The 13509-nt window shown below is 50.5% G+C and carries 11 protein-coding genes; 3 read left to right on the top strand and 8 right to left on the bottom strand.

Features of this window, described 5'->3' with window-relative positions; translation table 11 throughout:
• Positions 1–17: 17 nt before the first annotated feature.
• The 6 genes from H8B09_RS21295 to H8B09_RS21320 all read right to left on the bottom strand — a co-directional run bounded on the left by H8B09_RS21295 (position 18) and on the right by H8B09_RS21320 (position 9258).
• A complete protein-coding gene (locus H8B09_RS21295; RefSeq protein ID WP_191205563.1) occupies positions 18–635 on the bottom strand; it encodes a TVP38/TMEM64 family protein in 618 nt (205 codons plus the stop codon).
• Positions 636–1404: 769 nt separating this feature from the next.
• Positions 1405–1890 (bottom strand): cytochrome c biogenesis protein CcdC, encoded by a 486-nt coding sequence (locus H8B09_RS21300; RefSeq protein ID WP_191205564.1) that lies wholly within the window; start codon positions 1888–1890, stop codon positions 1405–1407.
• Between the two features lie 123 nt (positions 1891–2013).
• Positions 2014–4182: a methyl-accepting chemotaxis protein gene (locus tag H8B09_RS21305; protein ID WP_191205565.1), complete on the bottom strand. Its 2169-nt coding sequence runs from the start codon at positions 4180–4182 to the stop codon at positions 2014–2016.
• Between the two features lie 264 nt (positions 4183–4446).
• Positions 4447–4608, bottom strand: a complete 162-nt coding sequence (locus H8B09_RS21310; RefSeq protein WP_191205566.1) for a hypothetical protein — start codon at positions 4606–4608, stop codon at positions 4447–4449.
• A gap of 106 nt (positions 4609–4714) precedes the next feature.
• Entirely contained in the window at positions 4715–5515 is an 801-nt protein-coding gene (gene pdaA / locus H8B09_RS21315) for a delta-lactam-biosynthetic de-N-acetylase (RefSeq protein ID WP_224753871.1), read from the bottom strand.
• Positions 5516–5754: 239 nt separating this feature from the next.
• Positions 5755–9258: a glycosyl hydrolase gene (locus H8B09_RS21320; RefSeq protein WP_224753829.1), complete on the bottom strand. Its 3504-nt coding sequence runs from the start codon at positions 9256–9258 to the stop codon at positions 5755–5757.
• A gap of 297 nt (positions 9259–9555) precedes the next feature.
• Here H8B09_RS21320 and H8B09_RS21325 point away from each other — a divergent pair, with 297 nt between their 5' ends.
• The gene (locus H8B09_RS21325) at positions 9556–9909 is read left to right on the top strand and encodes a DUF3243 domain-containing protein (protein ID WP_191205569.1); all 354 of its coding nucleotides are present in this window, start codon (positions 9556–9558) and stop codon (positions 9907–9909) included.
• 158 nt (positions 9910–10067) lie between these two features.
• Positions 10068–11075: a helix-turn-helix transcriptional regulator gene (locus H8B09_RS21330; RefSeq protein WP_191205570.1), complete on the top strand. Its 1008-nt coding sequence runs from the start codon at positions 10068–10070 to the stop codon at positions 11073–11075.
• Positions 11076–11165: 90 nt separating this feature from the next.
• On the opposite strand, the gene H8B09_RS21335 is transcribed toward H8B09_RS21330, so the two are convergent.
• Positions 11166–11378, bottom strand: coding sequence for a cold-shock protein (locus tag H8B09_RS21335; protein WP_191205571.1), 213 nt, complete (start codon positions 11376–11378; stop codon positions 11166–11168).
• Positions 11379–11599: 221 nt separating this feature from the next.
• Between H8B09_RS21335 and H8B09_RS21340 the strand changes: the two genes are divergently transcribed.
• Complete coding sequence (locus H8B09_RS21340; RefSeq protein ID WP_191205572.1) at positions 11600–12517, top strand: aldo/keto reductase; 918 nt, start codon at positions 11600–11602, stop codon at positions 12515–12517.
• Between the two features lie 178 nt (positions 12518–12695).
• Here the strand turns inward: H8B09_RS21340 and H8B09_RS21345 are convergent, their stop codons facing one another.
• On the bottom strand, positions 12696–13505 hold the full coding sequence (locus tag H8B09_RS21345; protein ID WP_191205573.1) for a hypothetical protein: 810 nt from the start codon (positions 13503–13505) through the stop codon (positions 12696–12698).
• Positions 13506–13509 lie beyond the last annotated feature (4 nt).

Here is a 13509-nt window from a genome sequence, read left to right on the forward strand (position 1 = left end):
CGTCAAAATTCACAATATTATGTCTGCCGCCGTTCCCATCTCCGATAGATGATAAGCAGCAGGATGATGAATGCCGCGTAGACGAGCGCCGTTCCGAGCGCTGTACGCCAATCATGAAGCAGTTCGTGTCCGAGGAAGGCGAACGTGAGCATGGCAGGGATTTTGCCGATGGCCGTTGCTAAGATGAACGTAGAGAAACGAATCGAGAGCAATGCCGCGTAGACATTGACGAGCAGGCTCGGGAATACAGCAAGAAGTCGCACCAGCGCGATTGATAGGAATGGCTTGCGTTCCATTAACCGAGATAATCGATCCGTATGCCGATTGCGTGCGAGATACGCTCTCCCCTGCCGTTGGCCGAAGGATCGGACAAGCCCGAATATGACGACCGAAGCAATCGTTGTAGCTGCCCAGCTCATCGCCGCTCCTGTCAATGGGCCATACAGAATCCCCAACGTACCGATGACTAGCTTATAGGGCACCACAGGCACGAATGCCAGAACAACCGCCACGACGAACAACCATCCAATCGGCGCTTCTCCCCGCTCCAACCAATCCATTATGGCACTCCGCTGAGTTAGCAGCACACCCACCAGCAGCGCATACCCCAACACCACCCACCATCGTCGCTTCATCCCGCCTCGTCCCCCATCCACGCTCATCAAGCCCATATGTATTCGTCTATTATAGCGAATTCGAGGACGAGATGGTTAACGTCGATGTCGAGCAATCAAGGACATGCGCATCCATATCTCATACAAGGCGTGCCAACGAACTGAGGACACCTTATTCGCCACACCCAGACCAAACGCCGCGCTAACGAACCCAGATGGTCTTAACTGCACATTTGATGCGCCAACTACCACTAATCAACCCAAATAGCGCCTGCTGAGTTCATTACATCTAGGAAGGAGCAAAATCGGGGCGATAGCGTTAATGAGGTTCGTTACAACTGAGGGTACTTGTTCGAATACAAGATGGGTGCAAGTGTTGCAAACACGATTCATGTGTACTATCTGCGAGGAGAATCATCAAAGAATCAGTTTGAAATAGTTTAATGAGGAAAGGTGTACGCCAGGAAGCACAACTGAAGTCAATAAACCGAAGCAAGAAGCGAGGAATAACGCGGAGTGAAATATCGCCCCCACCCAAAAAGGAGGGCGAGTTGCGGTCTTTCACAGGCTGCAAGAACGAAGCAGATGAATGATTTCCGGAGAAGCGGAGCTTATGCTTACGATGCAGCTTTCCTCCGGAAAGCTTTTAGTTCGCCTTTGTCACTCGGATTGTTACCTCTTCTGAATTAATAAAATCAGAACAATCCGAGGACAACAGCGATCGTAGGAAACATTCATCTGCGAAGCGGTACCATCAGCCTTAATTTTATCTGCAATTCACTAAACAAGTCTAAGCAGCAAAACCCTTCCCAGCCCGCCCCGTTTTCACCTTACGGAACTTAATAAACGAAACAACGCGCCAAGGAATAACGTAACAGAAAGCTACCGTCACGAACAACGCACTGAGCGTCTGCGAATCAATGTCTTGTATGCTCGTACGCAGCACGAAACGCACCGCAAGAATCGCAAGGAACGAAATAATAAACCACAAATTCCGCTTCGCATAAATTTGGTTATCCGAACGCACCTCATACTGCGTTGTCCAAATAAGCGGAATAGACAGAACGATTCCAATTGCAGCAGCAGCGAGCCACTCATTCGACGTCGCATGCGCTTCCGGATTCATAATGACATACGTTGCCGGAAGCATGTACACAAGGGGCACCAGCAAACGTGCGCCATTCCCTCGGATCGGCCGATAGAAATTACGTGTTGACCGATAAAGCACAAGTGCAGCGATAATTAAAACGATCGTGTACAGCTCAGTTGCAGTCACAAATCCACCTCACAAGTATGGTTAATTTTGGAGATCCATTCATCATTGTCGCTTAATCAAGCAACTTCTGTCAATTAGGCTATCAAAAAGAGGGAGCCGACTCCGGCTCCCCCTTAGCGCTTCCTATTCCTGTTCCGATTCAACCGTTACAAACTCAGACAAAATGTTACGCAGCTCGTTCGACAACTCGCTCAACTTCTCGGACGTTTGCACCAGTTCCGCGCTGACACCCAGCTGCTCGTTCGCCGACGATGCAACCTCTTCCGAGATCGCCGTCGATTCCTCTGCCGTCGCGCTCACTTGCAGAATCATCTCGGACAACGTGCTTTGGGACGCTTGCAGGTTGCTGATCGACGCCGACGTTTGTGCGATTTTCTCAACGAAGCCGTTCATCCGGTTATCCACCTGACGGAAAATCTGATCGACGTTCTTCGCAACATTAACCTGCTCTTGGTGAATCGGATAGTTCTCCTTCAGCGCTTTAACCGTCAATTCGACCTCTTCGACGATCGTACCGATAATTTCGTTAACGACGCCGATCGAACCGCTGGACTGCTCCGCCAGCTTACGAACTTCAGAAGCAACCACTGCAAATCCCTTGCCATGCTCGCCAGCGCGGGCTGCTTCAATTGCTGCATTCAACGACAACAAGTTCGTACGTTTCGCTACCTCATCCATCAGCTGCAAGATCTGACCGATCTGCGTTGTGCTGTCCTTCAGCTTCTGAGCGCGATCGAGCGTCTCTCTCGTCAGCTTCTCGCTCTCATTTGTTTTGCCAAGCAGCACGTCCATCTGTACGATACCGCTCTGGCTCTCGCCCTTCACATCCTCCGCTTGTTCCTGCATCTCTTGGTTGTTGCGGATAAACGTGCGCATTTCCTCCTGCATCGAGAACGCCTGCGTGCTCCCATCTTCCGATTGCTGCGACAGATCGGATGCTCCGCGTGCAATTTCTTCTGTTGCAAGGGATACTTCCTTCGCGGAATCACCCATTTTGCGGGAAACGTCCTGCAGTTGAACCGAAGTATTCACGACATAATCGAGCGTCTCGTTCGTACGCTGAATCAGCTTGCCGACGTTGCTTGCCATTTGGTTGAAGCTATGACCGAGCTTGCCGATCTCATCCTTGCGATTCACGTTCATGCGTACCGTCAGATCGCCCTGTTCAACCTTCTCCATTAAATCGCGAACCTGGTTGATCGGCTTGCCAACCGTACGAACGATCAGGAATCCGATCAACAGCGAGATGATGATTGCCACCCCAATAAGAATGATCGTAATGACGAAGATCCGATTAATATCTTTGGTCAACTCCGACACTGGAACCGAGCCCGTTACATGCCATTTGTTAACCTGTGAAGCACTATACAGCACCAGATCGTCACCATTGTTGAACGATCCGGATACATCTTCTTTGTTCTTCGATTCAGGCAGCGTCAACCCAAGCGGCTTACGGATCGCCTTCGGATCAAAGCTGAAGATGACATTGCCATCTTCACCGCTAATCGTCAGTTGATGCTCATTGCCAAGCTTGACGTTCTCGAGCGCGCTCATGAGCACTTCATCTTTAAACTCGATGAACAGGAAGTAGGTGCCCGAGCCGGCTTTGAGCATTTTGCCAAGTATAATGTAGTTCGTCTTCGTATCCGTCGTAATTTGCTTCTCAACATTTCCTAACCAGATTACGCGGCCCGCCGATTTCTCCAGCGTCTCGAAGTACTTCGTATAATCGGCATACAAGGAGGACCCGTTCGCCGTCGAATAGAAGGCTGCATCCGATACTTCCTTGGAGTCCGGCTTAACGAATGGCTCTTTATCGAATAGTTGAAGTCCGATGTCATTCGTTGATGCGATATCCGCCAACGCATTGCGAATCTTCAAGTCAACTTCGAAACGGTCCGTCGAGGCAAAATCCTCGTCGATCAGATTCACCCGATATTCCAAATCACCCATCAACGTACGATCTACTGCGATTTGAGTTGCGATGTTCTCATAGAAGTTGTATAGGAAATCGAGCTTCTCCGTTGTTTGTTCAACCGTCTGCTCCGATGCCTCTGCCACTTTACTCTTTAACGTATCACGGGACACACTATAGGACAATGTGCCTACAATCGCTACGAACAATACGATGCTAATAAAGAAGTACAGAAACAACTTGGTGCTAATCGAATGCAAGTTGAATCCTCTGCTCTTGCTTCGTTGAATCGGTGCCGCACCACCCTCGTCAGTCTGCTCAGGACGTTCTGATCTCTTGAATGGCTTCTTGATGTAATCGGTTACATTTACTTTCATGTGTTTATGCCCCCTTCTCAATCTTGACCCAGTTGACAAATGTCGTAAATAGTTAACCTATTGATTAATTTATTATCTATAACATATATTACTTCGGTATTGTCCGTAAAGAACTTTAGCACTATAGCACCTAAAAAGTCGAAAATATGCAGAAAAAGAGATTTGAAATCGTTTTGGATTTAACATATTTATAAACTACATAAAAAACGCCACTCCTTGGAGTGGCGTTTCGCATCCCTTTTGTCCATACGCGGATATGTCGTTTTACTGCAGATTTTTGTCCGTCACCTTGTTCTGGAACGCTTTAGCTGCTTCAGCTGCAGGTTCCGCAGATGCAAACTCTGAATCGGCTTCATTGCTGATCGGCAGCTGATTCAGCTTAGTAGATTGGACAGCCGCTTTGTTCGCCTCGTTCTGTTTAGCCATTGTTGACACCTCCTCATCCGCTCCGAGTTACATGCCTTAAGTATCATCTGCAGGCAGCAATCCTCTTATGCGCATTAAGGACTTTTGACCCACACCAACACCGCCGTTAGCTTGCTTGTTGTCCTTGTTCAGACGGGGCAGGTGTGCGATTGCTCATTTGGTCCAGGCTTTTGAATTGATACCCCTTCGCCTTCGCAGCATCGATAATGCGGCCAAGCGCTTGGGCGTTATCGCGCGACACGCTGTGCAGCAGAATGACGGCGCCTGGATGCAGCTGCGCCATCACTTTCTCGAATGCATACTGCGCGCCTCGCTGATCATTCGTGTCCCAATCCTTATACGCAATGGACCAGAACACATTCGTATACCCAAGCTGCTGGCTGACGGCAAGAGAGCGTTCATTGAATATCCCACGCGGCGCGCGCAAATATTTCATTTCCTGCTGTCCGGTCAGCACGGCCACCTCTGATTTGACCTGATCGAGCTCTTGTTTGATCCGTTCAGCTGTCAAAGTGCTCATATCGGGATGGCTCCACGAATGATTGCCGATGAGATGGCCCTCAGTGGCCATTCGCTTCAGCAGCTCTGGCTGTGTCTTGATGTAGTGGCCCGTTACGAAGAAAATTGCAGGAACTTGTTTCTCCTTCAGGACATCCAGAATTCCGGCGGTCAGACCATTCTCATAACCGTTATCGAAGGTTAAGTACAGCTCAGGTGCAGACATATCCCCCGTAAACACAGCGCCATAACGAGCAAGCAGCCCTTTGAAACCTTCCTCATCGATCGAAGGCGGCTGGCCGTTCACACTTTTTTTGAAGCCGAAATGGTAAACGCCTCCGTCAGCAGAGACGGTGGACGCCTGCATGGCGGAGAGCAGAATTACGATCGCTGCCAAGACTCGTAGCATCTTCATATATGCATGCTCCTCATAGTAGAATAGACGGGCTCTGCCGGCATCATGCTTGCGCAGACCGTTTGTATTGTCTGCCAAGAGGAGAACAATTATGCGAAGTTGTGACGTTTATTGAAAACGAAACCGCCGACGGCATGCTGTACAAGGTGCAGTATTGCACTCTCGTACGCAGAGCCATCGACGGCGGCTAGTTACTCGCTACCCACAATCTACCTTACACCCTTCGTCACTAGTTACTTCGACACAACGACCGTAATCGTCTGGCTCGTCGTAACGCCGGCTTCGTTCAACAGCTCGGCATAATAGGTATAGCTTCCTGGCGCCCTGCCACTTATTGCGGTTGCTGTAGTCTGGCCGTTCGGCGTGGATGCGGATACCGATTGCGTATCGATCAGTTGACCGTTCTCGTACAGCTTATAGCTCGTTGCATTCGTACCATAGTACAGATGCATCGTCACCTCATAACTGCCGTCGCCATCCCAGTTGTTATGCGACAACACCGGAGTTCCAGGGTTAGCTGCATCTACCGTCACTGTAATCGGAGCACATGCGGTTGTACCGAATACGTTCGAGAGCTCGCACGTATACGTGTACGTACCGTTCGTTCGGCCCGATACATCAATCGCAACCTTCTGGCTGGATGGCGAAGCATCCGTCAGACGGCGCTCGCCGATCAGCGCACCATTCTCATATAACTTGTACGTCGTACCATTGTTGCCGTAGTACAGATTCATCGTTACGGTATAGCTGCCATCCTGCAGACCATTGTCATAGCCGTTATTATGGGACAGCTTTGCCACACCCGGCTTACCCGTGGCATAGATAGGCGCCACATTAAACGATGCGCTGCCCTGAGCCGTATTGCCCGCGGCATCTGTTACGACATAAGCGACCGTATGCGCCCCTGCACTCAATACAGCGGAGTTCACAGCTTCACCCAACGCTATTTCACTCCCATCAAGCAGCAGCTTCTGCGATGCAACGCCCGAGCTCGCATCACTGCTCTCCAGTGTGAATGAGAGCGGATCGCCTGGCGTCACATCCGCAACATCATGACCTGCTTGCACAATCTTCACCGTCGGCGCCACACGGTCGATCTTGATCGTCAGCGTATGCGACTTCTCTAGATTACCGCTGGAGTCGACCGACGCATAACGAACCGTCGTCACGCCTTCCGCACTTATCGTGAACGGCTCCGTATAAACAACAGACTCCCCGCCATTCATCGAGTATGTTGTCGTCACCGAGTCGCTTGCCGATTGCGCGGCGCCGCTCAGCGTAACCGTCACATCCCCTTTGTACCAGCCGTTCACGCTTGTTGTATCAGACAGCGACGCAGTCGTTGTTGGCTGACCGTACGTGAACAGATTGCTTGGCAGCTCATCGAGCGTCGTCACATAGTCACTGTTGAACACTTTGTTCAGATGCTCTGGCGTATTAATAATGCCGTCACGGATAAAATCATCATTCCAAGTGCTGAACCAACTCCAGTCGGCATTGTAGATTTTGAGCAGATCCGGATCTGGAATCGGTCCGTTCTCCGGCAGCGTTACGAGCTTCTTATCGCCAACAAGCGCCTTCAACGCTTCATATTGGTTGCTGTTCGGGCTGTAATCGCCCGCTGCATTATAGATATCCTGACTGATAACATCCACTACATCATCGCCTGGATACCAATCTGCCGAAGGCGAGTTCCATACCCAGATCAGGTTATTCAGGCCATGGTAATTGACCATCCGATCGTACATGAGACGGTACAGCTGTTTTGCAGCTTCAGGACCTTTCGCTCCCCACCAGAACCAGCCGCCTTCTGCCTCATGAAGCGGACGCCACAGAATTGGAATGCCCTGCTCCGCCAGCGGCTTCAGATGCTCGGAGATGACATCGATGTCGCTGACGAGCATCTGATAGTCTTCCGACTCCGGATGGCTCAGCGCATACTGCACATCAAACGTCGTGAACTCCGTATAGAAGCCTCTCCACCACTCTTTGCCTGGCTCGTTATAGTAGCCTTTCGGCGAGTTCCAATGCCAAGCCAACGAGATAATGCCGCCGCGGCTAGCCCATTCCTGCATATCCTCGATTTCATGCGAGGTGGAGCCGAACAGTACGCGGGACGGTGAATATTCGATCATATCGAACGAAACAATCGCTGGATACTTGCCCGTCTGATCATGGATAAATTCCGCATTGGACAAGCTCTGCTGGCCCGAAATAATCGAATGCCCATATTGATCAACCAGATAGCTGAACAACGACTTCGCCTCTGGCGACGCGTTCGGATTCGTAAGCGTCTTCGGCACTTCGTGCGTCTTCGCAGGTGCGGATGGCGTCAGCGTAATGTAGTCGATATGGTACCACCCCCAGAACGGTTCGAAGCTAATCGTGTTCTCCCCTTCATGGAGCAACAATTTACCTGCCGATATCTCGGTAAAATCGGCCGTCTCCGGCAGCTTGACTGCCGAGCTTGGCTGGCCGTTAAGCAGCATGTTCGTTTCTTTGTAGCCATAAGGCGCACGGTAGCCGACCGCTAGATCGTACAAGCCGGCGCTCGCCGCATTGTACATCAGCGTAATCGAACCGCTGCCCATCATGAAGGCATAACCTGTTCCAGAATAACCGGTGCCGTCAGTACCCTTGGTTACTCCGCCTTCCAACAAGCCATCCTCTGCTTCAATGCGGTCGCCAACAGGTTTATCGGATACGAGTTTAATGTACTCGATGCCGTAATAACCCCAGTTGCGTCCGAAGCCGATCGTATTCGCGCCTGCATGCAGCAGCACTTTGCCAAGCGATTGCTCGCCGACAACCGCTCCATCTGCCAGGGCAGGAAGCGCACCGTTGCCATTCGGCTGTCCGTTCACGTTCAGCGTTGTTTCTTTGTAGCCGTAAGGGCCATAGTAGCCAACATAAAGGGTATATAGCCCTTCATCCGGCGCGTTCACATTAAACGTCGCTGTACCTAGGTTCGCATCATCCTGCTCGTAGAAGAAGGAGACATACCCTGCGCCAGCATATGTTTCATCGCCCCATACCGGCCCCGTCTGGAATACCGGACCGCTGCCCGCAAGCACCGCATCCTTGGCCAGATACGTCACGGATTGCCCCGGTGTGCCGGGATTGCCCGCCCCGTCGCGCGCCCTCAGCACTACATTATCGATGTAGATAGGTCCGTTGTAGACCAAATCCATGTTCTTCTGAAGCTGAATGACCAGCTGTGGCTGCGCTGCGTTCGAAGGCAGCTTTACGCTTTTATGAATCGGAATATAGGAAGTGCCGTTAATCGTCTGAGCGGAAGCAGACAAGGAAGGAATATCATGATTGCTATAGTTAAGCTCATTCCAATCGTTATTGATGGCTGTACTCAGGGCGAGCACGCCAGGGAACGACGCCGGGACGTAGACGTCATAATCGACCTTCTCATAGTTGGCAATATCGAGGCCATGGCTCACGAGGACCGCTGCATTCTGCCAGACGGCATCGTTGTTGTAGTTGGTATTGACCTTCAGTGCATAATGATTGTCAGCCGAATCCAGATCCGCACTTGCTTCGACCGATACGAGCGCATCGCCCCAGCCGCCTGCCCATCCCATCGTCGTACCATCTTCAAAATCATACACCTTGTTCTCAACTGCAGCCGCCTGCGCCACCCCCGACGACCCTAACGGAGATAACAAATAAACTAACATCGAAAAACATAAAATCTTCGCCACCCATCCAGCTTTTCTCGCGTGCAACTTCCATCACTCCCATCGAATAGTTGGTCATGATGACTGATACGAAGGTACCTTCATCATAACTTAAAGCGCTTACAATAGATAGGCTGATCCCGCACCTTTTTAGTTGTATTTTTGTGATATTCACCTAACAAAAATAACAAATAATCACACTAATCAAACAATCTCCACCTTAGAAATAACACAAATACCGCAGAACAACCCCAGCATTCATTTCCCCCTCTGAATACAGTTGAATTGAACTTGGAAACAATGGTAACGAATCGCTATTCCATTGTTATGACCAAGGAGGTCCCTATGTCCGAGCACAATCATGTCGTTCATAAAGACGGCGACATCAATCCAGAGCAAGTAGAACGTGCAATTGAGAGCATTGACGAAGATGAGCGGCAGCGGATTTTGCATAGCTTCGAGACGTTCAAGGGCTATCTTGGCCGGCGCATCAAGCTGGCGCAGAGCATTGGTCTGAGCGAGGAGCAGATTGCCGTAATCGCACAAGAGGTAGCAGACTATTTGGCCGATCATGAGGATGCCCGCAACAGCGAGGAGAAGCTTCTGAAGGAGCTGTGGAAATGCGGCTCCGAGGAGGAGCAGCACCATCTTGCCCATATGCTCGTCAAGCTGGCAAGACCGAATGGCTATGTTCATTAATTAACTCCCCGGCCCTGCACGCATTGTGCGGGGCCGATTTTCTTGTATATCGGTAGTGTCTCAATTGACTCAGCCCGCGGTGACGCCTCATTTTCACAAAATATGCTACAATACATACGAGTTGTTGATAACGGTTCCACTCGGGAGGCTCACCTTCGATGTCACAAGACATGTCCTATACAGCAGACGAAATCGCCAAGCTGCTCAAAATATCAAAGCTGACCGTCTATGACCTGATCAAGAAAGGCGAATTGCCCTCCTACCGCGTAGGCAAACAGATGCGCGTTGATGCGACGGATCTAGAAACTTATAAGCAGCGCAGCAAAAATAGCACCGCGGCAGCAGCAGCCGCGCCATATAAATCACATGAGCAGACGCATACAGCGCCTGTTGCCGAGCCTTCGCTTAGCAAGGGCACAATGCCGCCAGCGGCCATTCTGTCTCCCGGTCAGGGCGTTCGCCCGATCGTCATTACAGGACAAGACATGAGTCTCGATATATTGGCCAAACATCTGGAGAGCCAGTCCACCGGCGTACGCCCGCTTCGTTCCTATGCCGGTAGCTTGGACAGCCTCATCAGTATGTACAAAGGCGAATCGGATATCGTCAGCACGCATCTGCTTGATGGCGATACCGGCGAGTATAATGTGCCGTACATCCGCAAGCTGCTCGTCGGCCAACCCTACAAAGTCATCAACCTGCTCTCGCGCCCGGCCGGTCTATACGTGGCTAAGGGGAATCCACTCGGTATCCAAGGATGGTCCGATCTCAGTCGCCCTGGCCTCCGCCTGGCGAATCGGGAACAAGGCGCTGGCGCACGTGTGCTGCTTGACGAGCAGCTTCGCCTCCACGGCATTAAGCCCGGGCAAATTAGCGGCTATTATGATCAAATCCAAAGCAGCCATCTGTCGGTTGCTGCGAAGGTCGCAGCAGGCGAAGCGGACATTGGCGTTGGAACAGAGAAAGCAGCAAGCATCGTCGGATTCGTTGATTTCATTCCGCTTATTACGGAGCGTTATGACCTTGTTGTGCTAAATACAGCGGCCAACCAACCGTTGATTGACGCTCTGCTGTCTATCCTGCGTTCAGAGCCATTCCTTCAAGAACTGCGTGCAATTGCCGGCTATGACTTGTCCCTTACAGGGCAAGTGTTGGCCGAGAACTAGACGAGCACGATGAATAGATGCTCGCTGTCAAACAAGCAGCCCCTGCCGCATGTGCGGAGGGGCCGTTGTTGCATCCTATGAGCGCAGTTATCAGGTTCTCATCGCAATCGGGCTTGTGTTAACAACGGCCGCGAGCATCCGCTCGCCCTTCACCATAGGGGATTGGCACAACACGCATACAGGAGCCGCTTGGAACGTGAAGTTGTCTCGCATCCATCCCTTGCAATCCTCTGATGAGCAGGACCAGATCGAGGTCAATTCGTCAGGCACTTCTTCAATAGGCTTCTTCCGAGAATAGTACATGCGAGAGCCCCCCTCTTCGTTATCGGATTCGGACCGACATTCATCTGCATGACAGCATGATGCCGGCCGGACCCTTATACTATTTTCAATCCTTGTTTATTTTATGCAGCAGATATACGCTTACAGACATGCTTTCCGTTGATTTGTCAGCTTGATTCTTAGGACCCGCGTATGTCACAATCATCAGAGGACAAGATCCACGAGCAGGAGGGATATCGCTAATGAGAAAGATACAACTGGGAACCAGCAATCTGGAAGTACCTGTCGTTGCCGTCGGATGCATGCGCATCAATTCACTCAATAAACCGGAAGCCGAACGTTTCGTTCAAACAGCTTTGGAGCAAGGCGCTAACTTCTTCGACCATGCCGATATTTATGGCGGCGGAGCATGTGAGGAAATTTTCGCAGACGCTATACATATGACCCCGGCAGTCCGGGAACAAATCATTCTTCAATCCAAATGCGGTATCCGCAATGGCATGTTTGATTTCTCTAAAGAACATATACTGTCATCCGTTGATGGGATTCTGAAGCGCCTCAACACCGAGTACCTGGACGTCCTGCTGCTGCACCGTCCGGATGCACTGGTAGAGCCGGAAGAAGTAGCAGAAGCGTTCGATCAACTGGAAAGCTCGGGCAAGGTGCGTCACTTCGGCGTATCCAACCAGAACCCTATGCAGATTGAGCTGCTTAAACGTTACGTGAAGCAGCCGCTTGTAGCGAACCAGCTGCAGCTCAGCATCACGAATGCTAACATGATCTCCAATGGCATTAACGTCAACATGGAGAACAACGCAGCGATCAACCGCGACGGCAGCATTCTCGACTACAGCCGCCTGCACGATATGACGATTCAGCCTTGGTCCCCGTTCCAATACGGCTTCTTCGAAGGCGTGTTCCTTGGCAGCGACAAGTTCCCTGAACTGAACCAAGCCATTGATTCGGTCGCAGCGAAGTACGGCGTGTCCAATACGACGATCGCGATCGCATGGCTGCTTCGCCACCCAGCGAAGATGCAGCCAGTTATTGGCTCGATGAACATCGACCGCCTGAAAGACTGCTGCCAAGCAAGCGAAATTACGCTGACGCGCGAAGAATGGTACGCCATCTACCGTGCAGCGGGCAATAAGCTGCCGTAAGGCGTTAACAACAAAACGGTTGAAGCAGATGCAGGGCATCTGTTTCAACCGTTTTTTCCGTGTCTCCTTTACCTTTACACAAAACAAACTTACCATGCGTCTACTCATGAGCAGTAATGCACGGTAAGTTCCATTTTCATGAAAATAGCTTCCTTTTTCTCATTTTATTATGCCGTCATTAGTGTTTAAGCTCAATATTCTTCCACATGGTATTCCCATCTTTGTCGTAGCCTGTCATCTCGGTAGCGCTCACAACCTCGCCTGTCTGGGCATCAAAGAAAATGCTCATTCTCAAACTTTCATTCTCACGATTAGGAGAATTCGGCGAGATCCCCATAACTCTTAGCAGCAGACGTGTTTTGGAGGAGTTAGGATCAGTATTATACCCACCGATAGTAAAATGATACCCCTTGATCCAGTCATCTGATATAGCAGGATTTCCTGGTTTCATACCCATCTCAACAGCTTGTTTAACTGCATCGGAAGAATCGATTTGAATATCAGATATCGCATAATGGCCTTTCTCAAGTAAATTCTTATCGTGCTTTTTCACATCAGTCGTAATGGCCACTCCATTATCGATCTTGATATAAATAAGAACATTCCCTTTCTTGCTGCCAAATTCGAGATTCCAAGCATCTCTTGTTCCATCCGCACCATCGCTTCGTTCCTGTGGAATAGAAGTGTCGTCCGTGCTTGTTATGCTAATAAGTAATGGCTCTTCCTCCGTCTGCTTCTTCGCCTCTGAGTACCCAAGGCGCAGTGCCTCCATCGCGGTTACGCTCTTCTTATCATTGTTTTTCTCATTGGTTGTTGTGGCAGTCTGTTCCTCTGTCTCATTAATCGTCTCAGTGGTTACTGTGGCAGCCTGTTCCTCTGATTGGTTAGAAGAATCGTCGAAAGGAGCATTTTTCATACTGAAGAATAGAACGACCATAATCACAATCAATGCAATTGAGGATATGCCAACATACTTCTTCTTGCGCAAGGCT

This window comes from Paenibacillus terricola, from assembly GCF_014779765.1.
Classification (GTDB): Bacteria; Bacillota; Bacilli; order Paenibacillales; family Paenibacillaceae; genus Paenibacillus_T; species Paenibacillus_T terricola.

Excerpts from the sequence above, each read along its gene's own strand:
- H8B09_RS21295 (WP_191205563.1), bottom strand. The coding sequence starts at position 635 with ATGAAGCGACGATGGTGGGTGGTGTTGGGGTATGCGCTGCTGGTGGGT.
- H8B09_RS21305 (WP_191205565.1), bottom strand. The coding sequence starts at position 4,182 with ATGAAAGTAAATGTAACCGATTACATCAAGAAGCCATTCAAGAGATCA.
- H8B09_RS21310 (WP_191205566.1), bottom strand. The coding sequence starts at position 4,608 with ATGGCTAAACAGAACGAGGCGAACAAAGCGGCTGTCCAATCTACTAAG.
- pdaA (WP_224753871.1), bottom strand. The coding sequence starts at position 5,515 with ATGCTACGAGTCTTGGCAGCGATCGTAATTCTGCTCTCCGCCATGCAG.
- H8B09_RS21325 (WP_191205569.1), top strand. The coding sequence starts at position 9,556 with ATGTCCGAGCACAATCATGTCGTTCATAAAGACGGCGACATCAATCCA.
- H8B09_RS21330 (WP_191205570.1), top strand. The coding sequence starts at position 10,068 with ATGTCACAAGACATGTCCTATACAGCAGACGAAATCGCCAAGCTGCTC.
- H8B09_RS21335 (WP_191205571.1), bottom strand. The coding sequence starts at position 11,378 with ATGTACTATTCTCGGAAGAAGCCTATTGAAGAAGTGCCTGACGAATTG.
- H8B09_RS21340 (WP_191205572.1), top strand. The coding sequence starts at position 11,600 with ATGAGAAAGATACAACTGGGAACCAGCAATCTGGAAGTACCTGTCGTT.